Consider the following 24,730-nt stretch of genomic DNA (forward strand, 5'->3'; position numbering starts at 1 on the left):
TCACGATAAGGACAGAGAAATGCAAAAAGTTGCTCTCGTAACAGGCTCAGGCCAGGGGATTGGTAAAGCGATTGCGCTTCGCCTGGTGAAAGATGGCTTTGCCGTCGCCATCGCCGACTATAACGAGGAGACGGCGAAAGCGGTCGCCGATGAAATCATCCGTAACGGCGGCAAAGCCGTCGCCGTGAAGGTCGATGTCTCTGACCGCGAACAGGTGTTTGCGGCGGTGGAGAAAGCGCGCACCGCGCTGGGCGGCTTTAACGTGATCGTGAATAACGCCGGGATCGCGCCGTCTACCCCCATTGAATCCATCACGCCGGATATTGTCGATAAGGTTTACAACATCAACGTGAAAGGGGTGATCTGGGGGATCCAGGCCGGGATTGACGCCTTCCGCAAAGAGGGGCACGGCGGCAAGATCATCAACGCCTGCTCCCAGGCGGGCCACACCGGCAACCCGGAGCTGGCGGTCTACAGTTCGAGCAAGTTCGCGGTTCGCGGCTTAACCCAGACCGCGGCACGGGATCTCGCGCCGCTGGGGATCACCGTTAACGCCTACTGCCCGGGCATCGTCAAAACGCCGATGTGGGCGGAAATCGACCGTCAGGTCTCCGAGGCGGCGGGTAAACCGCTCGGCTACGGGACCGAAACCTTTGCCAAACGCATTACGCTTGGCCGCCTGTCCGAGCCGGAAGATGTGGCCGCCTGCGTTTCATATCTCGCCGGGCCAGACTCTGACTACATGACCGGCCAGTCGCTGCTGATTGATGGTGGAATGGTGTTTAATTAAATTCTAATAAGCTCTGACATGAGTTTTCCCCTGCACCCGTGCAGGGGCTTTTTTTTGTCTCCTCCGTCATTGTGCATTACACTGCGCGCTGCAAAACTTTAGTCATTACGATCTGACAGGCGGTAACAGCGATGAACGGAACAATCACAACGTGGTTTAAAGATAAAGGCTTTGGATTTATCAAAGATGAAAACGGCGACAACCGCTATTTTCATGTGATTAAGGTCGCGAACCCCGATCTGATTAAGAAAGATGCCGCGGTGACCTTCGAGCCAACCACCAACAATAAAGGCCTCTCCGCCTATGCGGTGAAGGTGATCCCCGAAAGCAAACATCTCTATATCGCAGGAGAGCGCGTGAAGCTCACCTCGATCAAATCCTTCGTGGTGTTTAACGAAGAAGAGCCGGTTGATACCAAAATCGACAAAGAGAACGCGGTGCTGTCGGTGGGGCTGCTGATGAACAGCATCAAGCCGAAATCCGAGAAAAAGCCGGGCGAAATGCGCACGGTGAAGAAGCTGGCGATCACCACCTTCCAGAATACGACGCTTATCTTCACCGAAGATGAGATCGACATCGATGCCACGGTGAAGCTGCTGAAGTAATCTTTTTGCCGGGTGGCGGCGACGCCTTACCCGGCCTGCAAATCCCGCGCGACACCCGGTTTACCCCATCCTGTGCTCACCCCGTAACATCGCCTCACGGTCAAACACCTTCTGGATCTCCCCGTGCGCCATAAACGCTGCCCGGTCGGACATGTGGGCAACCACGTCCGCGTCGTGGCTCACCAGCAGATAGGTCATGCCGTGCTCGGCCTTCAGGCGGTTGAGCAGGTTCACGATTTCAGCCTGCACCGACATATCCAGCGCCGAGGTGGGTTCATCCAGCAGCAGAAGCTGCGGGCGCAGCAGCAGCGCGCGGGCAATGGCAACGCGCTGGCGCTGGCCGCCGGAAAGCTGATGCGGATAACGTTTACCCGCGTCAGCGGAAAGCCCCACCTGCTGCAGCGCATCCGCCACCTTTTCGGCAATCTGCGTTTCGCCGTGGATGCTTAACGGCTCCGACAGCGTGCGCGCAACGGTGTGGTTTGGATGCAGCGATGCCCACGGATCCTGAAACACCATCTGCACGTTGCGGCGAAGCTCGCCTTCAAAACGTTGCCCTGGCGTTAACGCTTCTCCCAGCAGCGCAACACTGCCGCGCCACTCGCGCTGCAGCCCAGCCAGCACCCGCAGAATAGTTGATTTCCCGCAGCCGGATTCACCGATCAGGCTGAAGCTTTCTCCTTTTTCGATGGCAAAGCTGGCGGCGGACACCGCCATTTTCTCCCCGAAGCTCACCTGGAGATCCTTAACTTCAACGAGCGTCATTAGCGGCCTCCTTCCACGGCTGCGAACGGTCAAGCGTCGGCAGCATCTGCCCATAGGTACTGGCGTTCGGACGGCAGGTCCACAGGGTGCGCGTGTACGGATGCGTCGCCTGCGGAAGCTGGTTTGCCGCCATCTCATCGACCTTTTCGCCCTGATACATCACCAGCACGCGGTCGCAGTGCTCCGCCACCAGCGGCAGATCGTGGCTGATTAACAGCATCGCCATCTGGCGTTCTTCGCACTGCTGCACCAGCAGCTCGAGGATCTGGTTGCGCAGGCGGGCGTCCAGCGCGGAGGTGGGTTCGTCGGCAATCAGCACCTGCGGGTTGTTGATCAGCGCAATCGCAATCATCACCCGCTGGCCCATGCCGCCGGAGAGTTCGCCGGGGTAACGCTGGAGGACATGTTCGTTGAGTCCGACGGCGCGGATGACGTCGTGAATGCGCGCCCGGCGTTCAGCGCGCGGCAGGCGCTGATGCAGGGTCAGCGCTTCATCAAGCTGAGCGGCGACGTTTTTCGCCGGATTCAGCGCGTAGCGCGGGTCCTGCAGGACCATCGCAATCCCGTTACCGCGCAGCCCCTGCCAGCGGCGGGTGCTTAGGGTCAGCAGGTCGTTGCCGAGCACGTTAAGCCGGTTCGCGCTCACGATGCCGGGCTTGCGCACCAGCCCCATCAGGGCGCGGGCGGACATCGACTTGCCCGAGCCGGATTCCCCCACCAGCGCCAGCCGCTCGTTGCCAAGCGTGAAGCTCAGGTTGTTGACCACGCGCGCGGAGGGGTAGTCGATATTCAGCGCATCGACGATGACGCGTTGTTCAGTCATGCTGTGGCTCCAGTACGTCGCGCAGGCCATCGCCCATCAGGTTGAAGGCCAGGCTGGCAAACAGAATCGCCCCGCCCGGAATGGCGGCAATCCACCACTGGTCGAAAATGACCTGCATACCGTCGGCGATCATCGCGCCCCATTCGGCCATCGGCGGACGCGCGCCAAGGCCGAGGAAGCCCAGCCCGGCGGCCGCCAGAATAATCCCCGCCAGATCCAGCGCCAGACGCACAATCGCGGACGGCAGGCACAGGGGCAGAATATGGCCGACCAGCAGGCGCAGGCCGCGAATGCCCATCATTTCGGCGGCGGCCAGATAATCGCTGTGGCGCAGACGCTGAATTTCACTCCGCGCCTGCCGCGCGTAGGCGGGCCAGGTGGTCAAGGCCAGCGCCAGCGCGCCGTTGACCAGCCCCGGGCCAAGCATCGCCACAAACGCGAAGGCGAGGATCAGGCGCGGCATCGACATCACCACGTCGGTAAAACGCATCAGGATGCGCTCCAGCCAGCCGCCGTAGTAGCCGGACAAAATCCCCACCAGCAGCCCGACGGGCAGGGTGATTACGGTAACTAACGCCACCAGCCCGAGCGCCGGACGGGTGCCGTAAATCAGGCGCGAAAGCAAATCGCGCCCGTAGCTGTCGGTGCCCAGCCAGTGCTGGCCGTTCGGTGCCTGCAGGCGCGCGGCGGCGTCCTGCCAGTTCGGGTCAAGCGGCGCGAGCCACGGCGCGAACAGGGCGATAACCACCAGCAGCGCGATGGCAACCAGCCCGCAAAACGCGGCAGGGGAGCGGCGCAGGCGGCGTAAGAAAAGATAAAACGGCATCAGCGCATCCTGGGATCGGTCGCCCGCACGAGCAGGTCGGTAAGGTTATTAATGAGTACAAAGCAGACGCCAATCAGCAGCGTGCCGCCCATGACGGCGGTGGTGTCACCGGCAAACAGGGCGGTGGTGAGGTAGCGCCCGATGCCCGGCCAGGAGAAGACGGTTTCGGTCAGTACCGCGCCTTCCAGCATGCTGGTGTACGCGAGGGCGATCACCGTCAGCAGGGTGCCGCGAATGTTTGGCAGCACGTGGTGCAGCAGAATGGTCATCTCCCCGGCACCCTTGGCGCGGGCGAGCAGGATGTACTCTTTGTTCATCTCGCTCAGACAGGCCGAACGCGTCAGGCGGGTAATGCTTGCCAGCGAGTAATAGGCCAGCAGCAGCACCGGCAGCACCAGATGGCTGATGGCGTTGCGAAATGCCTCCCGATCGCCGGAAAGCCAGGTATCCACCAGCGCAAAGCCGGTGCGCGGCTCGACGGTAAACTGCCAGATATCATCCAGCCTGCCGGGACCCGCGCTCCACTGCAGCTTCGCGTAGAACAGGGCCAGCATCAGCAGGCCGAGCCAGAAAATCGGTACCGAGTTGCCGAGCAGGGTGAGCGTTCTGATGGCTAAATCGAGCGGCGAACCGGCGTAGCGGGCGCACAGTACCCCGGCAATCACGCCGAGCACGGCGCCGATGATTAACGCCAGCGTCGCCAGCTCAAGCGTGGCGGGGAAGGCGTGCAGCAGATCCTGCAGCACCGGCTGCCCGGTGGCGCTGGCGGTGCCTAAATCACCGTGGGCAAGGTTTTGCAGATAGTGCCAGAACTGCACGGGCAGGGGCCGATCCAGCCCAAGCTGGTGGCGAACCTGATCGTAGGTTGACTGGCTGGCGTGATCGCCCACGATCTGCAGCACGCGGTCGACCGGTGAAAACGCCGAGAGCGCAAACGTGACGAGCAGCAGCCCGAATAGCGTGAGCAGCAGGGTCAGCAGACCCTGAAGCAGGCGGGTGGAAAGATGTGGCATGGAAAAATCGTTATCCTGAAAATATGCACGGACGACCCCCTCTCCCTGTGGGAGAGGGAGAAGGGCTACTTCGTGACGCGATCGTACCAGACCATATCCGCGTTCAGCCCCTGCTGATACCCCTTCACGTTATCGCGCACCACGATCTGGGTTTTACCCTGATCGACGAACACGTACGGCGAATTCTGCTGCAGCTGTTCCTGCATCTTCTTGTAAAGATCCAGACGCTTCGCCGGATCCGGCTCGGCAACCGCCGCCAGCGTGGCTTTGTTCAGCTCTGGAATTTTCCAGCCGTTAAGCCCGGCCACGGTGCTGGATTTACCGTCGTTCCACGCAAAGGCGCTGGCGTTAGAGTGCGCGTCGAAGTAGTCCGGGATCCACAGACGAATCGCCGCCTGGTGCTGCTTCGCGCGCACGCGGGCATAGACCTGGCTCCCGGCGGCAGGAAGCAGATCGACCTTCACGCCCCCCTGAGCAAAGCTCGCCTGCATCGACTGGGCGATGGTGATAAACGGCGGCTTGTTCTCCACGTCCAGCGTGAAGTGCGCGTCTTTAATGCCCGCTTTGGCCAGGATGTCTTTTGCTTTTGCCGGGTCAAACGTAAATGGATTGTCTTCCAGCGCGCCCGGCAGCCCGACCGGCAGGAAGCTCTGATGAACAAAGTACTGGCCTTTCAGCAGATTTTTAGTGATGCCGTCATAGTCCACCAGCCAGCGCGCGGCTTCCCAGAACGCCGGATTGTTCAGCAGCGGGTTGGCGCTGTTGCCGGTGTTAAACACCAGGTAATTTTGCTCGGCGGACGGAATGCTCAGCACCTTCACGCCAGGCTTACCGTCCAGGGCGCTTATCTGATCTGCACCCAGATCGCGCGCCACGTCCGCGTCACCCTGCTGGATCAGCAGTCGGCGTGAAGCCGGATCGGGGACGTTTTTAATGATGATGCTTTTGAGCTTCGGCGCGCCGCCGGGTGCAGATTCGTTAGCTTCCAGCACGATGGCCTGATGCGGCTGATAGACGCGCATCTTGAACGCGCCGCTGCCCGCCGAGTGCATTTTCAGCCAGGCGTTGCCGAAGTCGTTATCCTTCGCGTTCGCGGCGACCTGCTTTTCATCGACGATGGAGGCTATCGGCGTGGAGAGAATATTCAGCGCTACCGACGGGCTGACGTCCGCCGTCCAGTGAAGCTGGAGGGTATGATCGTCCACCTTTTTCAGCTGGCTGGCGATGTTGCTCGCGTCCCAGCCCAGCACGTTCAGAATAAAGGCCGGGGATTTGTTCAGCGTCACGGCGCGGGTGTATGAGAAGATCACGTCTTCCGGGCGCAGCGGGTTGCCGGAGGCGAATCTGGCATCGGCCTTAAGTTTAATCGTCAGGGTTTTTGCTGCCGCGTCCGCTTCCCAGCTCTCTGCGAGAATCGGGGTGATTTTTTCAGGGTTATCGCGGTCCGGCTGTACCAGACGCTGATACAGGCTCGGCACGGTCTGAATGCTGGATAGCTCGTTGGCTTCAGCCGGGTCGAGGCTCACGATGTCATCCAGCCCCTGGGCAACAACCAGCGTGTTGGGCGGAGTAGCGGCGTGGACGGCGCCTGAGAGCGCAGCCAGCACCAGTAACGGCAACAGTTTTTTCGTCATAGCGATCCCTGAAAAGAATATATTGTGATTGTTTTATGCTCCGCTACGTTAGGTCGACTCTGACATTCCGCAAAGTCGAAATTCAGCTTTGCTTATGCCTTTCGGGAATATCGCATGCGTTCGGGCTATTAAAATACGCTGCTTTTCGCCCGCTTTTTAACCTGCTATAACAAACTCCTTACCTTTCAGGGAGTCACCGCCGTGCCCGAAATCAATCAACATGGTCAAACCGTTAACGATATCGTTCCCGACTGGAAAGGCGCGCGCGACCTAACCCGCACGCCGCTGTTCGGCCAGTATTGCCGCCTGGAGCCGCTGGATGCCGATCGTCACGCGGCCGATCTCTATGAGGCGTACGCGCTGGGCGACGACAGCGACTGGACGTGGCTTGCCAGCACCCAGCCAGTGAGCGTGGAGGCCACCGCGCACTGGGTCATGGCGAAGGTCATGGACGATGAGCTGGTGCCGTTTGCCGTCATAGATTTACGCACCGAACGTGCGGTGGGGCTGGTGAGCTATATGGCTAACGAGCGGCTGCTGGGGTCGGTGGAGATTGGGCACGTCACCTGGTCGCGGAGGATGAAAGGAACCCGGATGGGCACCGAAACGGTATGGCTGCTGCTGAAAAATGCGTTTGAGCACGGCTACCGGCGCCTTGAGTGGAAGTGCGATTCCATGAACGTGGCGTCGCGCAGGGCGGCGGAGCGGCTGGGTTTCGTCTGGGAAGGACGCCTTCGCCAGAAGCTGGTGCGCAAAGGGCGCAACCGCGACAGCGATATGCTTTCTATTATTGACGGCGAATGGCCGCAGCGCGATGCCGAACTGCGCGCCTGGCTGGCGGCGGAGAATTTTGCCGACGAAGGGCGGCAGATTAAGCGGCTTGAGGCGTTTCGGTTATAAGTTTTTTTGTAGGGTACAGCGTAAACGCGCGGCTAATCCGCGGAAATCGCGATTTCAATTAAGTTGGTTTTTCCTGACTGCAGGCCGCGCGTTACCGCTTCGGCGATATCTGCAGCCTCGGTCACCCGGCAGCAGTGGACGCCCATAGCGATGGCCAGCGACTGAAAATCGATATGCGGGTTCACGAGGTCCATCCCGATAAAACGCCCCAGCTGCGTTGAGCTGTAGTCAGCCTGGCTCTTCATAAAGTTTTTCAGGATGTTGTACTCCCTGTTATTCATGACGATAAAGGTGACCGGCAGATTTTCGTGTGCCGCCGTCCAGAGTGCCTGCGGCGAGTACAGGGAGGCTCCGTCACCTATCAGGCATACCACCGGCTCTCGCCCGCGTCCCAGCGAGTGCCCTACCGAGGCAGGCATCCCCCAGCCCAGTCCGCCGCCGCGCATAAAGTAGTAGCGCGGGTGCTGCTGGTCGGAAATAAACCGGCGAACGTGTCTGGCCGTTGCAATCGCCTCGTCGACAATCGTGATGCCAGGCGGAACGGACTTTATCACCTCGTAGGCCGCGACCATTGGCGAAATCGCCGGGCGCAGCCGCTCGGCTGCCAGACGTTCTTCCTGCAGTTGCCACTCTGTTTCACGTTCAGCGCGTGCCGCTTTGAGCAGCCGCTGATGCGTCAATTTGCTTGCCACCCGGCGTTGTTCAAGCTTCGGCAACAGTTCGTGCAGGGACAGCTTGATATCCCCCATCACCGAGAGGCGGGTGGCATACGTGCGGCCAAGTTCGTTCATATCCGCCGAGAGCTGATACACCGCGCAGGTTTCCGGAATGGCCTCGCCCTCGCTATACAAAATGGTAATCAGGCTTCTGCCGCCGATGATAAACACCGCATCGTAGGCATTAACGATGCTGGCGATTTCTTTTGCGGTGGTGGGCATATTGCCTCGCCAGAGCGCGTGCTGCGTGGGGAAGGGCAAATTCAACGGCCAGGAGGAGCCGTAGACGTGGGCGCCTAGCGCTTCAGCAAGCTGGACAATCTCCTGCGTCGAGCCGCTGGAGTGAACCTCATCTCCCGCCACAATCATGATCCTGCCTGGAGCTATCTCGCTGAGCGATTCTGCCAGTTCGTTCAGCGAGCCCGCGACGGTGTGGTAGTTCACCCTGGACGCCTTCTGTATCCCGGCGTCGCTTAGCTCTTCCATTACGTTCATCGGGAGGGAGAGCAGAACCGGGCCGGCCGGAGGATAGCTGGCAGCATGAAACGCGCGGCGCACCAGTACCGGGAGCTGGTCGGCGCTGGTGACCTCCTGCGCCCACTTCATGACCGGGGAACCAATGGAAACAATATCATCATACAGAAGCGGGTCGCGAACGTAGTGCCGCATGTCCTGCTGGCCGACGGTGACCACCAGCGGTGTTTTCATTATCCGCGAGTTGATTAAATTTCCCATGCCGTGCCCCAGACCGCTGGCGGTATGCAAATTGATAAAGCCGGTCTTGCCGGAGGCTTTCGCATAGCCGTCGGCAATGGCGACCACGGTGCTCTCCTGAAGCGCCAGAATATAATGAATATTTTCATGGCGAAGCAGGGCATCAATGAGCGGGAGTTCGGTGGTGCCGGGGTTGCCAAAAATATATTCCACACCTTCACTCTCCAGCACTTCAAGGAGAATATCGGCGCCCGATCGCACATTTAAATCTGATAAGGACGGTAATGATTTAATCATAATTAAACCTCATTCAGCGTTATTTAACTTATGCTAAAACTCTTCCTGCGTGGGACGGACAATTATTTCGTTTACATCAACATTGCCTGGTTGTTCGATAGCAAATAATACGGCTCTGGCAATCGACTCTGCCGGAATAGCCTGCTTATAAAATTCATGGAGGAACTGTTTGCTCGGGGCGTCAGAGCTGCCAAACTGCAGCTCGCTTTCAACGGCGCCGGGGGAAATAAGTGTAGTCCGAATGGTTTTCCCCGCTTCCTGACGTAGCCCTTCACTCAGGGCGCGGACGGCGAATTTCGTGGCGCTGTACACCACGCCGCCGGGGGCAAGGACCTTGATACCCGCCACGGAGGCCACGTTGATAAAGTGCCCGCTCCCCTGACGCTGGAACACCGGGAGTGCCGCTGCGATACCGTACAGCACGCCTTTGAGATTAGTATCAATCATCCGGTCCCACTCGTCGGTTTTCAGCTCGCTGATGGGGGCAATCGCCATAAAGCCCGCGTTGTTGATCAGTACATCGACGCGCTGGTATGCGGCGACGGCAGCGTCAATCGCGCGCTGAACCTCGTCCTGTCGGGTCACGTCCGCCTTCACGGCTATCGCCTGACCGCCCTGCTGAATAATGCGATCCACCAGGGCGTTAATTCTCTCCAGACGACGGGCAACCAGCACCAGTGAAAAAGGTTTATTTGCCAGATGAAGGGCAATGGCCTCACCAATACCACTGCTGGCACCGGTGATAACAACAACTTTGTTTGCACTATTATTCATGATCTTATCTCGCCGTTGTGTGATTCAAAAAAATAAAATGCAGAGAAGGATTAAAGAATAATGAAGAATTCTTTAACCCTTTTTAAAAATATATTGTATATGTCGAATTAAATAGCATTCGATTTAAACTTAAAGGAGTTGCAGGGAAAGTGTCAATAAAGTTTTGAATAATAAAATTCATTGCGGTGCTAATATTTAATTCTTATATGTAACAGTAAATATTATTTATAGGATTGAGTATTGAAATATATCTCTTTTCTTATCACACAGGTGTTAATCCTGGGAAGGCAGATGATGAGACTCGCGGCCCTGCGAACAAGGCCGTAGGATTAAATCTTTCCACTGTACAGCACGGGGCCGGTGGGTTGACCGGTGGGTGATCCCCCCTCAGGTTCAAGGCTTATGGCTATCATCGCGTCAGGGGTAAGGGTTTTGTTTCCGATGGCAACATGGGTCGATGCGTTGCTATGCAGTAGCCCCAGGGATATCGGGGCCTTACCGGCAGGAATAAGCCAAAGTTGCAGGCTATTTTGCGCCGCAATGGCGTTCGGTCTGAGAGGGGTTATGCTGAGATACTGGCGGCTGCTGTCCGCACTGACGATCCATTGCCCGTGCTGTTGGGCATCGTTGAGTACCATTATCGGCGCGAGTTCCGGCGTTCGGGTGGAATACCAGGTCACGACGGTAACGGCGGCGAGGCTGGCCGCGGCCATCCAGCCGAGATAAAGCCGACTTTTGCGCAAAGGCTTTTTGGGCGGCAGATCGAGGACTATCCTCTTCCACACCGTCTCGGGTGGGGGAACGGGCGCAAGATGACTGTCGAGCGTGCTGAACATGTTCTGCCAGTACGCAGCGCGTGCAGCCAGAGTGGGTTCATCGGCAAGCCTTTTTTGGAACTTAAGCCGCGCCCCTCCGCGCAGAGTGCCGAGGGCATATTCTGCAGCCAGCATGTCATCGCGTTTTTCGCTGTCATTCATAGGCCCACGCACTCCCGAAGATGATCCATCGCGCGGCGGATCCAGCTTTTTACTGAGCCCACGGGCTGCTGGAGCCAGTCGGCAATGTCGCTGTGGGACATGCCCTGATAGTAGGCGAGCGTAATGCTCTGCCGCTGTTCGTGGCTCAGATGTTCCAGGCAATGCCTGAGCCGTGCTGCCTGCGCGTCGTCGTGCCAGCTATTCGGCTCGTCGCTTTCGCTCAGCAGAATATCTTCAGAATACGACTCCTCGCGGGCGGCAGCGCGGGTTTGCCCGCTGCGCAGCCAGTCAATACAGCGGTTGCGAACAATATGCGTAAGCCAGGTCATCGGAGAGCTCAGGGCGGCATTATAGGTTTCAGCTTTACTCCAGACGGTGACAAAACAGTCGTGGAGGATCTCTTCTGCCCAGGCGCGATGACGCAGCATGCGCAGCGCGACGGCAAACAGATGCGGTGAAGTGAGTCGGTATAGTTGTTCAAATGCGCGGCGATCGCCGTTTGCGACCGCCTGCATTAATTTCAACTGCTTTTCAGCCAGCGCGTTATCCATATTTTTCCCGGAAGGCAACGTCACACTTCCGAAGTATAGACAACTACTTAGGCATCAGGACGGTATCAATCACATCGATCACGCCATTTTTCTGATGGACGTCATAGGTGCTGATATTCGCCACGTTACCTTTACCGTCCTTGAGCTGAATATTGTGCGGGCCGTTGCTCATGATCCACAGAGGTTGACCGTTAACGGTTTTCAGCTCCGCGTGACCGCCGCCCTGTTTAATTTTTTGCTCCAGCGCTTTCATATCGTAATTACCGGCGACCACGTGATAGGTCAGGATACTGGTGAGCAGCGCTTTATTTTCTGGCTTCACCAGATTGTCGACCGTACCCGCAGGCAATTTCGCAAATGCCGCATCGGTGGGCGCAAAGACGGTGAATGGCCCTTTACTCTGAAGCGTATCCACCAGTCCAGCCGCTTTGACGGCGGCCACCAGGGTGGTGTGATCTTTCGAGTTCACGGCGTTCTCAACAATGTTTTTGCTTGGGAACATTTCCGCTCCACCCACCATCACGGAGCCTGACGTCATGGCTGCTGACGCGCCTGCACAGAAAAGTAAAGCGCTGGTTACAAATGCAACACGGGTTAGCTTTTTCATCATCTTTCCTCGGATTCAGGAGCAAAGGAGTTGCTCACATACTCACATACGAGGGCAGGGTGGAAACTGGATGCAGTGAAATGAAAATAATTTCGGGAGCGGGAATTCCCTCTCCCCGGCGGGGAGAGGGGGAGGGGAAATGACTTAGCTTCTTACCGGCGCTCCGTTCGCCACATAATACGCCGCCGTGCTCTTCGCCAGCGGCTCGCGCCCGCGAATGGCGTCGGCAACCTTCTCGCCAATCATAATGGTGGTGGCGTTCAGGTTGCCGGTAATGATCTGCGGCATGATCGACGCATCCACCACGCGCAGCCCTTCCAGTCCGTGAACGCGGCCTTCGCCGTCGACCACCGCCATCTCGTCATAACCCATCTTGCAGGTGCCGCACGGGTGGAAGGCGGTTTCGGCATGGTTACGCACGAACTCGTCCAGCTGCTCGTCGGTCTGGCATTCAATACCCGGACTGATTTCACGGCCGCGGTACTTGTCCAGCGCGGGCTGGTGCATGATCTCGCGGGTGATGCGGATAGCGTCGCGGAACTCCTGCCAGTCCTGCTCGTGTGACATATAGTTGAACAGGATCGCCGGATGCTGGTGCGGATCGCGCGACTTGATGCGAACGTGCCCTCGGCTCGGGGAGCGCATGGAGCCAACGTGGCACTGGAAGCCATGCTCTTTTACCGCGTTCGAGCCGTTGTAGTTAATCGCTACCGGCAGGAAGTGGTACTGAATGTTAGGCCATTCGAACTCTTCTCGGCTGCGGATAAACCCGCCCGCTTCGAAGTGGTTGCTCGCGCCCACGCCGGTGCCGCCAAACAGCCACTCGGCGCCAATTTTCGGCTGGTTCCACCACTGCAGGGCAGGGTAGAGGGAAACCGGCTCTTTGCATTCGTACTGGAGGTACATCTCCAGGTGATCCTGCAGGTTTTCGCCCACGCCGGGCAGGTCGTGTACCAGCGGGATATCGAACTGCTTCAGCAGGTCAGCGTTGCCCACGCCGGAACGCTGGAGGATCTGCGGGGAGGCGATCGCCCCGGCGCTCAGCAGCACCTCTTTATTCGCCGTCGCTTTGGACGGGATGGTGCTTTCGCCCTCCAGCCACTCGACGCCCACCGCGCGCTTGCCCTCAAAGAGGATGCGATCGGTCATGGCATGGGTGCGGATGGTCAGGTTCGGACGCTGCTTCGCCCGATCCAGATAGCCGCGCGCGGTGCTGGCGCGTCGGCCCTGCGGCGTGACCGTGCGATCCATCGGGCCAAAGCCCTCCTGCTGGTAGCCGTTGAGATCGTCGGTGCGCGGATAGCCCGCCTGCACGCCCGCTTCCACCATCGCCTCAAACAGCGGGTTCACGCCCGGCTTAGAGGTGGTGACGCTCACCGGACCGTCGCCGCCGTGATAGTCGTTCGGCCCCACGTCGCGCGTCTCGGCCTTGCGGTAGTAGGGCAGGCAGTTGAGGTAGCTCCAGTGCTCCAGACCCGGCTCTTTGGCCCAGTGGTCGAGGTCCATCGCGTTACCGCGGATGTAGCACATGCCGTTGATCAGCGACGAGCCGCCCAGCCCTTTGCCGCGCCCGCACTCCATGCGGCGGTTGTTCATGTACGGCTCTGGCTCGGTTTCATACGCCCAGTTGTAGCGCTTGCCCTGCAGCGGGAACGCCAGCGCGGCGGGCATCTGGGTGCGGAAGTCAAAGCGATAATCCGGCCCGCCTGCCTCAAGCAGCAGCACGGTGGTGTTCGGATCTTCGGTCAGTCGCGTTGCGAGTACGTTGCCGGCAGAGCCGGCACCGATAATGATGTAGTCAAATTGCAAATAAACCTCCCGGTTAAAATATGGACTGGAATTTACCCATCTCAACCTGGATGGACTTCACCTGGGTGTAGCTCTGCAGCGTCATGACGCCGTTCTCGCGGCCAATGCCGGAGTGTTTGTAGCCGCCAACCGGCATCTCTGCGGCGGATTCACCCCAGGTGTTGATCCAGCAGATGCCCGCTTCGAGCTGATGAATAGCACCGTGCGCGCGGTTCAGGTCGGCCGTGACGATGCCCGCCGCCAGACCGTAGTCGGTGTCGTTGGCGCGGCGAATGGCTTCTTCGTCGGATTCGTAGGTGAGGATGGACATCACCGGGCCGAAGATCTCCTCGCGCACGATGGTCATCTCGTCCGTGCAGTCGGTGAACACGGTCGGGGCGACCCACGCGCCGTTGTCAAAGCCTTCGCCCTTCAGCACGTCGCCGCCGCACAGCACGCGCGCGCCTTCCTCTTTGCCTTTGGCGATGTAGCGCATCACGCTGTCGCGGTGCGGGAAGCTGACCATCGGACCAAAGTTGGTGCGTTCATCGAACAGATCGCCCGCGCGTATGCGGCCCACGCGCTCAACGATTTTTTGCTCAAACGCAGCCTTGAATTTCGCGGGCACGAACACGCGGGTGCCGTTGGTGCATACCTGGCCGGAGCTGAAGAAGTTCGCCATCATGGCGATGTCTGCCGCGAGATCCAGATCGGCATCGTCGAAAATAATCAGCGGGGATTTGCCGCCCAGCTCCATCGTCACCTCTTTCAGGGACGAGGCCGCCGAGTTGGCCATCACCTTTTTGCCGCTGGCGACGCCGCCGGTGAAGGAGACTTTCGCGATACCCGGATGTTCGGTCAGGTACTGGCCGGTCTCCGCGCCCACGCCCGGCAGGACGTTAAACACGCCGTCCGGCAGGCCCGCTTCGGTGTAGATCTCCGCAAGCTTCAGGGCGGTGAGCGGGGTGACCTCGCTCGGCTTGAAGATCATCGCGTTGCCCGCCGCCAGCGCCGGAGCGGATTTCCACAGGGCGATCTGGATCGGGTAGTTCCACGCCCCGATGCCCGCCACCACGCCCAGTGGCTCGCGGCGGGTGTAGACGAATGAGGTCTCACGCAGCGGGATCTGGCTGCCTTCCAGCGCCGGGATCAGCCCCGCGTAGTACTCCAGCACGTCCGCGCCGGTGACGATGTCCACGGTTGAGGTTTCGGAATATGCTTTACCGGTGTCGAGGGTTTCCAGCTTTGCGAGCTCGTCGTTGCGCTCGCGCAGGATATCCACGGCGCGACGCAGGATGCGCGAGCGTTCCATGGCGGTCATCGCCGCCCAGATCTTCTGCCCGCGCTGTGCGCTTTCCACGGCGCGATCGACGTCTTCGCGCCCGGCGGCCTGTACGGTCGCCAGAACGTCACCGTTGGCCGGGTTGATGGTCTCGAAGGTGCGACCGCTGGTGGCGGAGGTATAACCACCATTGATATAAAGCTGCTGTTCTGCCATTCGGGACATAAATTCTCCTCGGTTATTCGGTCGGTAAATGCTGGCTGATAAAGTGGCTGGTGAGCGATTGCGCCAGGGTTTTATCCAGCGGTTTGCCGCTCAGGGCCGCGCGCAGCCACAGCCCGTCGATCAGCGCCGCCAGCCCGTAGCCCGCCTCCTGGGCCTGCTCGCGCGGCAGTTCCCGGCGGAACTCGTACACCAGGTTCGACAGCAGACGGCGGCTGCTTACCTGCTGCAGGCGGTAGAGCATCGGCTGGTGCATGCTGCTTGCCCAGAAGGCCAGCCAGGCCTTCATTGCCGCGCTGCTGGTCTGGGTTTCATCAAAATTGCCGCCGACAATCGCCTGCAGGCGCTGCTCCGCGCAGCCGTCCGGCAGGGCGCGTAAGCGGCTCAATACCGCGTCCCGCAGCTGGCCGGTGATGTCGCGCATGGTCGCTTCCAGCAGACCGTTTTTGTCTTTGAAGTAGTGACTGATGATCCCCGTGGAAACGCCCGCCCGACGGGCGATCTGCGCGATCGTCGCGTCATGCATTCCCACTTCATTTATTGCTTCCAGCGTGGCGTCGATAAGCTGCCTGCGCCGGATCGGCTGCATCCCCACTTTGGGCATTTTTGCCACTCCATTCATCAGCGTTGGTAATACATTAAAGCGGTTTTTGATTGGACGTTCAATATAAAATGTGTCTTAATTGTTGCGGATTTGGATTTTAATAGTTACAAAAACAGTGGGGATACTGGATGACAGACCTTTCACAAGACAGAGAAAAAGACAAAATCAACCCGGTCGTTTTTTATACGTCCGCCGGGCTGATTTTGTTGTTTTCCCTGACGACGATCTTCTTTCGTGATTTTTCTGCCGAGTGGATTGGGCGCACCCTGAACTGGGTGTCGAAGACCTTCGGCTGGTATTATTTGCTGGCGGCAACGCTCTATATTGTTTTTGTTGTCTGCATTGCCTGCTCGCGCTTCGGTTCGGTGAAGCTCGGGCCTGAGCAGTCCAAGCCCGAGTTCAGCCTGTTGAGCTGGGCCGCAATGCTGTTTGCCGCGGGCATCGGCATCGACCTGATGTTCTTCTCCGTGGCGGAACCGGTCACGCAGTATATGCAGCCGCCGGAAGGGGCAGGGCAGACGATGGAGGCCGCGCGCCAGGCGATGGTCTGGACGCTGTTCCACTACGGCCTGACCGGCTGGTCGATGTACGCCCTGATGGGCATGGCGCTCGGATACTTTAGCTATCGTTATAATTTGCCTCTTACCATCCGCTCCGCGCTCTACCCGATCTTCGGTAAAAAGATTAACGGTCCGATTGGCCACAGCGTTGATATCGCGGCGGTGATCGGCACCATCTTTGGTATCGCGACGACGCTCGGGATTGGCGTGGTGCAGCTCAACTACGGCCTGAGCGTGCTGTTTGATATTCCTGATTCGATGGCGGCAAAGGCGGCGCTGATTGCGCTGTCGGTGATTATCGCCACCATTTCGGTGACCTCCGGCGTCGACAAGGGCATCCGCGTGCTCTCCGAGCTGAACGTGGCGCTGGCGCTGGGCCTGATCCTGTTCGTGCTGTTTATGGGCGATACCTCGTTCCTGCTCAATGCCTTAGTGCTGAACGTGGGTGACTACGTGAACCGCTTTATGGGCATGACGCTGAACAGCTTCGCCTTCGACCGTCCGGTGGAGTGGATGAACAACTGGACGCTGTTCTTCTGGGCGTGGTGGGTGGCGTGGTCGCCGTTTGTCGGCCTGTTCCTGGCGCGTATTTCACGTGGCCGCACCATCCGACAGTTTGTGATGGGCACGCTGATTATCCCGTTCACCTTTACCCTGCTGTGGCTGTCAATCTTCGGCAACAGCGCGCTGCACGAGATCATCCACGGCAACGCGAACTTCGCGCAGGAAGCGATGGCGCACCCGGAGCGCGGCTTCTATAGCCTGCTGGCGCAGTACCCGGCGTTTACCTTTAGCGCCTCCGTGGCGACCATCACCGGCCTGCTGTTCTACGTTACCTCGGCGGATTCCGGCGCCCTGGTGCTGGGCAACTTCACCTCGAAGCTTAAAGACATCAACAGCGACGCGCCGAACTGGCTGCGCATCTTCTGGTCCGTCGCCATCGGCCTGCTGACGCTCGGCATGCTGATGACCAACGGTATTTCGGCGTTGCAGAACACCACGGTGATCATGGGCCTGCCGTTCAGCTTCGTCATCTTCTTCGTCATGGCCGGGCTGTATAAATCGCTCAAGGTGGAAGACTACCGCCGCGTCAGCGCCAGCCGCGACACCGCGCCGCGTCCGATGGGCGCGCAGGACAGGCTGAGCTGGAAGAAACGCCTGTCGCGCCTGATGAACTACCCCGGCACGCGCTACACCAAACAGATGATGGAGACGGTCTGCTTCCCGGCGATGGAAGAGGTAGCGCAGGAGCTGAAGCTGCGCGGCGCCTACGTGGAGCTGAAAAACCTGCCGCCGGAGGAGGGCGAGACCCTGGGGCACCTGGATCTGCTGGTGCACATGGGCGACGAGCAGAACTTTGTCTATCAAATCTGGCCGCAGCAGTACTCGGTGCCTGGCTTTACCTACCGGGCGCGCAGCGGGAAGTCGACCTACTACCGGCTGGAGACCTTCCTGCTGGAAGGAAGCCAGGGGAATGATTTGATGGATTACAGCAAGGAGCAGGTGATTACGGACATTCTGGACCAGTATGAACGGCACCTGAACTTTATCCATCTGCACAGGGAAGCGCCGGGGAATAGCGTGATGTTCCCTGATACGTAAGTCACTTTTTCTACAAACGCGCAATATAAGGCAAGTGTCTAACGGCACTTGCCTTTTTTTATCACTTAAGTTTGCTGGCAGAACTCATCAGGAGGAGGAAAGAAGAAATACGCCAGAATATTGTTAATTTTCATCAAAAAAATTGATCTGAATGCGTTTTTCCAAAAGTTATATGATTTTAAAGAAGTTTTTTTGTTTTTTGACGAGCTGGTGTTAGGTTTTCGTAAAGAAACTTCAGATTTTGTAGTAGGCGTTTTACTAAAATTCAAAGTTTTGTCATGAATAATCTTAAATTAACCCTATTAAGAGAAGGTTTAATTACCCTTCTTTACCCTACTAACTTATTGATTTGACTTATTGATTCTTTCTTGTTTGGAATTTTGTTCTATTTTGTTAAATATAATGGGTGAATATGCTTGTGTAATGATTATGTTAAAAATTAGTGTTTGGTTTATACATTTTTTTATCAAAAAGGATTTTATACTTAATAATGTCAATCTATTAGTTGAATGTTGTTGATAAAGTAAAAATGGTGTTTTTTTATCTTGATAAAGTTGTCTCATTGTCACATTTTCTTCATTCAAATACCATCTTCTACAAATCAGGCGAACGCTGATTTACCCAGCAGGGAGGAGGAGATGTCATAGAAATGAGAACGATAAGCCCCTAAGGAGTGGTTGTGCCTTTTGTCTCTGACGAACTTCTGTATGGATACACCATTTTCCAGCATCTGGAATACAGGCCAACAACACGTACGCTAATTAATATCAAAAATGGCCGAATCAAAAGATTTGGCACGACGAAAGCCAGATTGTTTGAGTATTTATTGTCAGGAATGGATGAAGGAATTGTCTACGATAATGACATCATCGTACATGTTTTTGAAGATCATGGGTTGCGGTGCTCCAGGTCTTATCTGCTGTCCATGATTAAAAAAATTCAAAATGCGTTTAATACCGTCGGCTTTGAGCGGTATCCCTTTGCAAGGGTTGATGGAAAAGCTTATGTAATCGATCGGTCTTGTTTAGAACGCATATATGTTGTCAAAACTTCATCTTAATCATGTTATGTGAGTTAAAAAAAGGAATGAACGTTGACGACGTTACTGGTGTTTACTCGGAATTTTACGATGAGGCAGGCCATTAAGGGCTTATCCTCAGCGGACAAAGCGGTATTCTTTTTTGATAACCGCCTTGAGTTTATTGTCTGTGCAACGATCCTGGATAAGCCTTGCATATTGATTGATGCTATAGATGAAACAACAGAAAACATAAGGTGGTTATATTCTCGGCTCGCGGCCAGAGGGTTATCGCGACGAACCTATTTTATTTCGCCAGAAGAAAATACAGGCAACAGCTATTTAAAACTGTTCTGGCTGGTTACGACGATCAAAGAGTTGAAGGCGCTTTGCGACCGCGCAACGAAACTCCCCGCAACGGAACAACCCTGGGAGGTAGCCGATGTTATTTACGACAGGTTATCGGAAAAATTATCGCCAGAACATCTGGACTTTCTGATGAAGTTGTACGATGCATCGACCGGGGAATATCGTTGTAATGACCGCGATGACATAAATAAAAACTACTATTTAAGAAAACGACTTGCATTATGCAGCAGTTCAGAGATGAAGCAGCTCATCGTCATTTTATCCACTCAGGCTTATCAACATCCTTGTTTAAAATCAGCCTGACTGGGCAGTAAATAATACATTAACTGGTTTAGCGGACTTATTCCGCTGTTCCTGCATTGACATGACGTCAATGCAGATAATGTTCAATCCTAAGGATAAAGCTATGCAAACTAAAGTTACCCGTGTAATTCGTAATGTACTGGCGGCCGCAGCCGTAAGCGGAATCACCTTTGCCGCTCAGGCGGCCGATGGAAAAATTAATTTTACCGGCACAATCCTTGATTCGGCCTGTACGATTGATACCAATACGGCGAATCAAACCGTTAACCTTGGGAAAATCCCTAAAAGCTCGTTTAGCGCGGCCGGATCTGTTGCTGCCGCAACCCGCTTCAGCATTGTGTTGAACAATTGCCCCGCGGCCGTGACCTCTGCCGCCATTAAGTTTGATGGTACTGCGGACAGCTCTGACACCAGTATTCTTGCGCTGAACAGCGATCAAACGGCGAAAGGCGTTGGCGTTGCGTTTTACGAAGAGGACGGCATTACCGCGATCCCTCTGGCTACCCAGTCGAAGAGCGTCACTCTTGACACCAGCGCAGGCGAAGATGCCGCAAACAGCAATAAGATGACCTTCGTGGCTAAATATAAGGCAACGCAGGCTGCCGTGGTGGCGGGTACGGCAAACGCGACGTCAGATTTTACCATTACCTATCAGTAATATTTCGGGCGTACTAAAGGTACGCCCCGTTGTCTCTTGCTGAAATAAAGGGAACGTATGATGAGCCAACTTATTCGAACGATTGTGTTATTAGGCGCTTGCCTGCTCTCTTTGCCGGTTCAGGCCAGCATAACCGTCGGGGGGACGCGCTTAATTTATAATGGAAATGAAAACGAAGCCTCACTCCCTGTGAGTAACAGTCGGGATGCTGTTCCCTATTTAATTCAGTCATGGGTTGAGTTAAGTGAAAACGCGAAGGAGAAGGTTCCTTTTATCGTTACGCCGCCCCTGTTCCGCCTCGACGGAGGCCATGAAAATACGCTGCGGATCATTTATACCGGTGAAAAAGCGCTGCCTGATAATCGCGAATCTGTTTTTTGGCTAAACGTTAAGTCTATTCCCTCAATGACCCGGTCAGATGAAAATCGGCTGCTTATTGCCGTTAAGACGCGCATGAAGCTTTTCTATCGCCCTGCGGCTCTGGCGTCAGAAAAATCCGGTGAAGCATGGATGAAATTAAAGTTTGAGCCGCGCGGCGAACACCTGGTGATTAATAACCCAACGCCGTTCTACGTTTCTCTTTATTCATTAACGATTGGCAATAAAAAGATTGCGCAGCCGCCAATGATTTCACCCTTTGGTTCCGAAACGGTGGCCGGCAGTGGATCGCAGGTGGCCTGGAAGGCCATAAATGATTTTGGTGGCGTAACGACAGAAAAGCGCCAGATGCTGAAATAAAAAATATCAACAATACGCTATGTCACTCGCGCAGGTAAGCAAAGTGAATACTGTTCCTTTTTCTCGATATGGTTTTTTCTCTGGCTCGTGGCCTAACCGCGTAAGTCGACTCTCGACGATAGCGCTTTTTATTTCGGGCGTTTTTCCCGCAGCCGCGGACGAACTCTATTTCATGGCCGATGCGCTAGAAAAAACACACTCGACTTCTCAGGGCATCGATCTGGGCCGCTTCGAGCGGGGAGAGCAGTTACCCGGCACCTACAGGGTGGAAATATGGCTTAATGAAAATTACATCCGAACGGAAAATATCTCTTTTGTATCTATTAACGGCGTCGGGCTGGCGCCGGAGCTTAACCGTGGCGTGCTGGAAACACTCGGTGTCAGGGTCAAGGCATTTCCTGAATTATCCATGCTGCCTGCCGAGGCGATAATTACCGATCCCGGCGCATTTATACCGGATGCCTCCACCCGGCTGGATTTTGACAGGCAGAGGCTGGATATCTCTATCCCTCAATCGGCGCTTAACGCGCGGGCACGCGGCACGGTTGACCCGTCGCGCTGGAACCAGGGCATTTCTGCACTGCTGGTAAATTACAGCATCAACGGCTCGCGCAGCTGGAGCAGGGACGGTGAGAAGCAGGATCAGCTTTATACCAATCTGCAAAGCGGTATTAATGCGGGGCCGTGGCGCCTGCGTAACTACAGCACCGTGACGAAGAACAACGGAAAACAGTTCTTTTCATCGTTGAATACGACCCTGAGCCGCGACGTCCAGTTTTTGAGAGGGCAGTTTCAGGTGGGGGAAACCAGCACCCCCGGCGACGTGTTTGACAGCGTGATGTTTCGCGGCGCGCAAATTTTTTCCGATGACACCATGCTGCCGGAAAGCATGCGCGGCTTCGCCCCTATCATTCGGGGGATCGCCCGCACCAACGCCACGGTTACCGTGAAGCAAAACGGCTACACGGTTTATCAAACCTACGTGGCGCCTGGTAGCTTTGTCATTCGCGATCTCTATCCTACGTCAGCGAGCGGCGATCTGGACATTGTTGTCACCGAAGCCGACGGCAGCGTCCAGCACTTCGTGCAGCCTTTCTCCGCGGTTCCCGTCATGCTGCGGGAAGGCCGCGTGAAGTATGCGCTGAGCGCGGGGGAGTTTCGATCCACGAAGCATGGGGCACATACGCCCACATTCGGCCTGGGCACGCTGGCCTATGGCCTTTCCAATAATCTCACGCTGTACGGCGGCGTCCTGGGGGCAAATAACTATGCGTCCGGCGTGCTCGGTTCCGGCCTCGGCTTTGGCGATATAGGCTCACTGTCGGCAGACGTTACCCTTGCCGAGAGCCAGCTCGTTGAGGAGAAAAATCGCCGTAGCCGGGGGCAGTCCTATCGGGTGCAGTATTCAAAAACGGTGGCCACGACCGATACCACCGTGACGCTCGCCAGCTATCGCTACTCCACGGAAGGGTTTTATACCTTTCAGGAAGTGAATGAATTCAGCAGCCAGCGTTACAACAAGCGAAGCCGACTGCAGCTCAACCTCAGCCAGTCGCTGCAAAGCTGGGGGAACTTTTATATTTCGGCATACCAGCAGGACTACTGGAGCAGACAGGGCTATGAGCGCAACGTCAGCACCGGCTTTAACACCAGTATTCGCGATATCAATTACTCGCTCGGCTACACCTACAGCGAAACGCCGGGCAAAGACCGTAAGGACCAGATTGTAGCCTTTAACCTCCAGGTGCCGCTGAGCAAATGGCTGCCGCAAAGCTGGGCCAGCTATAGCGTAAATATGCAAAAGAACGGTCCTGAAACGCACCAGGTGGGTCTGAGCGGCACCGCACTCGCCGATAATAACCTGAGCTACCTGGTCCAGCAGGGCTATACATCTTCTGGCGGGGAATCGAGAAGCTCCCTAAGCGGAACCTATAAAGGCGGCTACGGCACCGTAAGCGCAGGCTACAACTACAGCCGACAGAACAGTCAGCTGAACTTCGGCCTGCAGGGGGGGATTGTCGGCCACGAGCATGGCGTGACGTTCTCTCAGCCGCTGGGGGATACCGTCGTGCTGCTGGAAGCGCAGGGCGCGCCAGGCGTGAGCGTGCGCAATAACCCTGGCGTTAAAACGGACTGGCGCGGATATGCGGTAGTGCCCTATGCCAGCGCCTATCAGGAAAACCGGATTGCGATAGACATCGGTTCGCTGGGGCCGGACGTGGATGTGGACGAATCCGTAGTCAACGTCGTACCTACGCGCGGTGCCGTGGTGCGCGCGACGTTCAACGCGCGAACGGGGTTCCGGGCCCTGATAACGCTGCTGTATCAGAACTCGCCGGTGCCCTTTGGGGCCATGGTAAAGCTCAACGGAAGCGATGCGATGAGCATTGTCGGGAGCGACGGAGAGGTCTATATGAGCGGCCTGAACGACGGTGACAGCATAACGGTACAGTGGGGAGCGAAAACCTGCCGCGCCAAAATAAACTTGAACGCCTTACCGGGTAAAATTCAGCGTACCACTGTGGCGTGTCGTTAAATTTCTCATTGCGTTAATGCGCATTATTACTTTTACGGGAGGAGGCCTGCGCCTCGCCTGAAATGAAGGAACATATAATGTCCACCGTATTTAAAATCGCGACGGCAGCCGCGGGGTGCGCTGTCTCTCTGAATGCTTTTGCGCTGTGTTCTGCAAACGACGTAGCGGTCAACTTCGATCAAAATATTGTTGTTCAGCGGGATGCGCCCGTTGGAACGGTATTAGCAACGATTATCACCAGTGCTCCCATAACATGTGACCCTGAGGGGCAGCAAATTGGATACGATGGCTCGTGGTTTATTCAGCTCTCCGGGGCGAATGCGGATTACGGCGCCTCGCCGCTGGCAAACGTGCGAGCGACAGAGGTTCCGGGCATCGGCATCCGGTGGAAGAACTTTTCCAGCACCACGCAAAGCAGCGAGTTTGTCACCAGAATGGACCTCAATAACCCGAGCTGGAGGCGAGGGATCCTCCAGAATGGTGTATCAACGTTCACGGATACCTTTGAGCTGATCAAAACCAGCACCACCCCGGCGACGGGCTCAATACCCGCTCTGACGCTAAATATGGAATACAGCACACCGAGGAGTAACAACATTGTGCGCCTGCCGCTTTTTAAATATATATTTTCGCCGATAAATATCAGCACCGCATCCTGTCAGATTGAAGATAAAAATTTGAATATTAATATGGGGATTGCGTTATTACCGAAGTTTAACGGCGTCGGCAGCACCCAGAATCCGGTGACATTTTCCATACCGCTTATCTGTAGTGAACAGACCGCAGTGAATGTGACGCTGGATAACGTCAGCCCGCTTGCCGATCCTGTTAACGGAGTATTAGGGCTAAACAGCAGTTCGACGGCTACAGGCTTGGGCATTCAGCTAAAATATAACGATTCGCCCGTACAGTTCGGCAAGCTTATTAAATACGGCACGACGACCTCGGCGGGGGAAATCGTCAATATTCCCTTTACGGCCGCGTATTACATGACCTCTGCAAATGCGCGATCAGGCTCGGTGAGCGCCACGGCGTCGTTTACTATGACCTATCGTTAA

General features: G+C 56.4%; 23 protein-coding genes. 10 read left to right on the forward strand and 13 right to left on the reverse strand.

What is annotated here, in order from left to right:
* Positions 1-19: 19 nt before the first annotated feature.
* Together KGP24_RS06150 and KGP24_RS06155 are read left to right on the forward strand one after the other, a co-directional pair.
* The gene (locus KGP24_RS06150; RefSeq protein WP_223562703.1) at positions 20-790 is read left to right on the forward strand and encodes a (S)-acetoin forming diacetyl reductase; all 771 of its coding nucleotides are present in this window, start codon (positions 20-22) and stop codon (positions 788-790) included.
* Positions 791-921: 131 nt separating this feature from the next.
* Positions 922-1,395, forward strand: coding sequence for a cold shock domain-containing protein (locus KGP24_RS06155; RefSeq protein ID WP_028019531.1), 474 nt, complete (start codon positions 922-924; stop codon positions 1,393-1,395).
* 60 nt (positions 1,396-1,455) lie between these two features.
* Here the strand turns inward: KGP24_RS06155 and KGP24_RS06160 are convergent, their stop codons facing one another.
* From KGP24_RS06160 to KGP24_RS06180, 5 genes are all read right to left on the reverse strand, one after another.
* Positions 1,456-2,160: an ABC transporter ATP-binding protein gene (locus KGP24_RS06160; protein ID WP_223562704.1), complete on the reverse strand. Its 705-nt coding sequence runs from the start codon at positions 2,158-2,160 to the stop codon at positions 1,456-1,458.
* On the reverse strand, positions 2,147-2,983 hold the full coding sequence (locus KGP24_RS06165) for an ABC transporter ATP-binding protein (RefSeq protein WP_223562705.1): 837 nt from the start codon (positions 2,981-2,983) through the stop codon (positions 2,147-2,149). Before KGP24_RS06165 ends, KGP24_RS06160 begins: the two co-directional genes overlap by 14 nt.
* A complete protein-coding gene (locus tag KGP24_RS06170) occupies positions 2,976-3,809 on the reverse strand; it encodes an ABC transporter permease (RefSeq protein WP_223562706.1) in 834 nt (277 codons plus the stop codon). Before KGP24_RS06170 ends, KGP24_RS06165 begins: the two co-directional genes overlap by 8 nt.
* Positions 3,809-4,822 carry an ABC transporter permease gene (locus KGP24_RS06175; RefSeq protein ID WP_223562707.1) on the reverse strand — a complete coding sequence of 338 codons (1,014 nt, stop codon included), beginning with the start codon at positions 4,820-4,822 and terminating at the stop codon, positions 3,809-3,811. Before KGP24_RS06175 ends, KGP24_RS06170 begins: the two co-directional genes overlap by 1 nt.
* Positions 4,823-4,887: 65 nt before the next feature.
* On the reverse strand, positions 4,888-6,456 hold the full coding sequence (locus tag KGP24_RS06180; RefSeq protein ID WP_223562708.1) for an ABC transporter substrate-binding protein: 1,569 nt from the start codon (positions 6,454-6,456) through the stop codon (positions 4,888-4,890).
* A gap of 201 nt (positions 6,457-6,657) precedes the next feature.
* Between KGP24_RS06180 and KGP24_RS06185 the strand changes: the two genes are divergently transcribed.
* Positions 6,658-7,356, forward strand: coding sequence for a GNAT family protein (locus KGP24_RS06185; RefSeq protein ID WP_223562709.1), 699 nt, complete (start codon positions 6,658-6,660; stop codon positions 7,354-7,356).
* A 32-nt stretch (positions 7,357-7,388) separates the two neighbouring features.
* Here the strand turns inward: KGP24_RS06185 and KGP24_RS06190 are convergent, their stop codons facing one another.
* From KGP24_RS06190 to betI, 8 genes are all read right to left on the reverse strand, one after another.
* Positions 7,389-9,083: a thiamine pyrophosphate-binding protein gene (locus tag KGP24_RS06190; RefSeq protein WP_223562710.1), complete on the reverse strand. Its 1,695-nt coding sequence runs from the start codon at positions 9,081-9,083 to the stop codon at positions 7,389-7,391.
* Between the two features lie 33 nt (positions 9,084-9,116).
* Complete coding sequence (locus tag KGP24_RS06195; protein WP_223562711.1) at positions 9,117-9,857, reverse strand: SDR family oxidoreductase; 741 nt, start codon at positions 9,855-9,857, stop codon at positions 9,117-9,119.
* Positions 9,858-10,186: 329 nt separating this feature from the next.
* A complete protein-coding gene (locus tag KGP24_RS06200) occupies positions 10,187-10,834 on the reverse strand; it encodes an anti-sigma factor (RefSeq protein ID WP_223562712.1) in 648 nt (215 codons plus the stop codon).
* Positions 10,831-11,385, reverse strand: a complete 555-nt coding sequence (locus tag KGP24_RS06205) for a sigma-70 family RNA polymerase sigma factor (protein ID WP_223562713.1) — start codon at positions 11,383-11,385, stop codon at positions 10,831-10,833. The genes KGP24_RS06200 and KGP24_RS06205 overlap by 4 nt, the downstream gene beginning before the upstream one ends.
* A 43-nt stretch (positions 11,386-11,428) precedes the next feature.
* A complete protein-coding gene (locus tag KGP24_RS06210) occupies positions 11,429-11,992 on the reverse strand; it encodes a fasciclin domain-containing protein (RefSeq protein WP_134707280.1) in 564 nt (187 codons plus the stop codon).
* A gap of 144 nt (positions 11,993-12,136) precedes the next feature.
* Positions 12,137-13,801: a choline dehydrogenase gene (betA, locus tag KGP24_RS06215; RefSeq protein ID WP_223562714.1), complete on the reverse strand. Its 1,665-nt coding sequence runs from the start codon at positions 13,799-13,801 to the stop codon at positions 12,137-12,139.
* A gap of 13 nt (positions 13,802-13,814) precedes the next feature.
* Positions 13,815-15,287 (reverse strand): betaine-aldehyde dehydrogenase, encoded by a 1,473-nt coding sequence (betB, locus tag KGP24_RS06220; RefSeq protein WP_223562715.1) that lies wholly within the window; start codon positions 15,285-15,287, stop codon positions 13,815-13,817.
* 13 nt (positions 15,288-15,300) lie between these two features.
* Positions 15,301-15,888 (reverse strand): transcriptional regulator BetI, encoded by a 588-nt coding sequence (gene betI, locus KGP24_RS06225; RefSeq protein WP_223563455.1) that lies wholly within the window; start codon positions 15,886-15,888, stop codon positions 15,301-15,303.
* Positions 15,889-16,016: 128 nt separating this feature from the next.
* On the opposite strand from betI, the gene betT reads away from it, so the two are divergent.
* The 7 genes from betT (at position 16,017) to KGP24_RS06260 (ending at position 24,730) form a co-directional block, all read left to right on the forward strand.
* Positions 16,017-18,050 carry a choline BCCT transporter BetT gene (gene betT, locus KGP24_RS06230; protein WP_223562716.1) on the forward strand — a complete coding sequence of 678 codons (2,034 nt, stop codon included), beginning with the start codon at positions 16,017-16,019 and terminating at the stop codon, positions 18,048-18,050.
* A 679-nt stretch (positions 18,051-18,729) separates the two neighbouring features.
* Positions 18,730-19,110, forward strand: a complete 381-nt coding sequence (locus KGP24_RS06235) for a hypothetical protein (RefSeq protein WP_025912684.1) — start codon at positions 18,730-18,732, stop codon at positions 19,108-19,110.
* A 33-nt stretch (positions 19,111-19,143) separates the two neighbouring features.
* Positions 19,144-19,740 (forward strand): hypothetical protein, encoded by a 597-nt coding sequence (locus tag KGP24_RS06240; RefSeq protein WP_223562717.1) that lies wholly within the window; start codon positions 19,144-19,146, stop codon positions 19,738-19,740.
* 103 nt (positions 19,741-19,843) lie between these two features.
* The gene (locus KGP24_RS06245) at positions 19,844-20,398 is read left to right on the forward strand and encodes a fimbrial protein (protein ID WP_223562718.1); all 555 of its coding nucleotides are present in this window, start codon (positions 19,844-19,846) and stop codon (positions 20,396-20,398) included.
* Between the two features lie 57 nt (positions 20,399-20,455).
* The gene (locus KGP24_RS06250; protein WP_223562719.1) at positions 20,456-21,136 is read left to right on the forward strand and encodes a molecular chaperone; all 681 of its coding nucleotides are present in this window, start codon (positions 20,456-20,458) and stop codon (positions 21,134-21,136) included.
* A gap of 172 nt (positions 21,137-21,308) precedes the next feature.
* Positions 21,309-23,672 carry a fimbria/pilus outer membrane usher protein gene (locus KGP24_RS06255; RefSeq protein ID WP_223562720.1) on the forward strand — a complete coding sequence of 788 codons (2,364 nt, stop codon included), beginning with the start codon at positions 21,309-21,311 and terminating at the stop codon, positions 23,670-23,672.
* Between the two features lie 77 nt (positions 23,673-23,749).
* Entirely contained in the window at positions 23,750-24,730 is a 981-nt protein-coding gene (locus KGP24_RS06260) for a fimbrial protein (protein WP_223562721.1), read from the forward strand.

The organism is Enterobacter sp. JBIWA008, from assembly GCF_019968765.1.
Classification (GTDB): domain Bacteria; phylum Pseudomonadota; class Gammaproteobacteria; order Enterobacterales; family Enterobacteriaceae; genus Enterobacter.

Excerpts from the sequence above, each read along its gene's own strand:
- KGP24_RS06150 (WP_223562703.1), top strand. The coding sequence starts at position 20 with ATGCAAAAAGTTGCTCTCGTAACAGGCTCAGGCCAGGGGATTGGTAAA.
- KGP24_RS06155 (WP_028019531.1), top strand. The coding sequence starts at position 922 with ATGAACGGAACAATCACAACGTGGTTTAAAGATAAAGGCTTTGGATTT.
- KGP24_RS06160 (WP_223562704.1), bottom strand. The coding sequence starts at position 2,160 with ATGACGCTCGTTGAAGTTAAGGATCTCCAGGTGAGCTTCGGGGAGAAA.
- KGP24_RS06165 (WP_223562705.1), bottom strand. The coding sequence starts at position 2,983 with ATGACTGAACAACGCGTCATCGTCGATGCGCTGAATATCGACTACCCC.
- KGP24_RS06170 (WP_223562706.1), bottom strand. The coding sequence starts at position 3,809 with ATGCCGTTTTATCTTTTCTTACGCCGCCTGCGCCGCTCCCCTGCCGCG.
- KGP24_RS06175 (WP_223562707.1), bottom strand. The coding sequence starts at position 4,822 with ATGCCACATCTTTCCACCCGCCTGCTTCAGGGTCTGCTGACCCTGCTG.
- KGP24_RS06180 (WP_223562708.1), bottom strand. The coding sequence starts at position 6,456 with ATGACGAAAAAACTGTTGCCGTTACTGGTGCTGGCTGCGCTCTCAGGC.
- KGP24_RS06190 (WP_223562710.1), bottom strand. The coding sequence starts at position 9,083 with ATGATTAAATCATTACCGTCCTTATCAGATTTAAATGTGCGATCGGGC.
- KGP24_RS06195 (WP_223562711.1), bottom strand. The coding sequence starts at position 9,857 with ATGAATAATAGTGCAAACAAAGTTGTTGTTATCACCGGTGCCAGCAGT.
- KGP24_RS06200 (WP_223562712.1), bottom strand. The coding sequence starts at position 10,834 with ATGAATGACAGCGAAAAACGCGATGACATGCTGGCTGCAGAATATGCC.
- KGP24_RS06205 (WP_223562713.1), bottom strand. The coding sequence starts at position 11,385 with ATGGATAACGCGCTGGCTGAAAAGCAGTTGAAATTAATGCAGGCGGTC.
- KGP24_RS06210 (WP_134707280.1), bottom strand. The coding sequence starts at position 11,992 with ATGAAAAAGCTAACCCGTGTTGCATTTGTAACCAGCGCTTTACTTTTC.
- betB (WP_223562715.1), bottom strand. The coding sequence starts at position 15,287 with ATGTCCCGAATGGCAGAACAGCAGCTTTATATCAATGGTGGTTATACC.
- betI (WP_223563455.1), bottom strand. The coding sequence starts at position 15,888 with ATGCCCAAAGTGGGGATGCAGCCGATCCGGCGCAGGCAGCTTATCGAC.
- betT (WP_223562716.1), top strand. The coding sequence starts at position 16,017 with ATGACAGACCTTTCACAAGACAGAGAAAAAGACAAAATCAACCCGGTC.
- KGP24_RS06245 (WP_223562718.1), top strand. The coding sequence starts at position 19,844 with ATGCAAACTAAAGTTACCCGTGTAATTCGTAATGTACTGGCGGCCGCA.
- KGP24_RS06250 (WP_223562719.1), top strand. The coding sequence starts at position 20,456 with ATGATGAGCCAACTTATTCGAACGATTGTGTTATTAGGCGCTTGCCTG.
- KGP24_RS06255 (WP_223562720.1), top strand. The coding sequence starts at position 21,309 with ATGGCCGATGCGCTAGAAAAAACACACTCGACTTCTCAGGGCATCGAT.
- KGP24_RS06260 (WP_223562721.1), top strand. The coding sequence starts at position 23,750 with ATGTCCACCGTATTTAAAATCGCGACGGCAGCCGCGGGGTGCGCTGTC.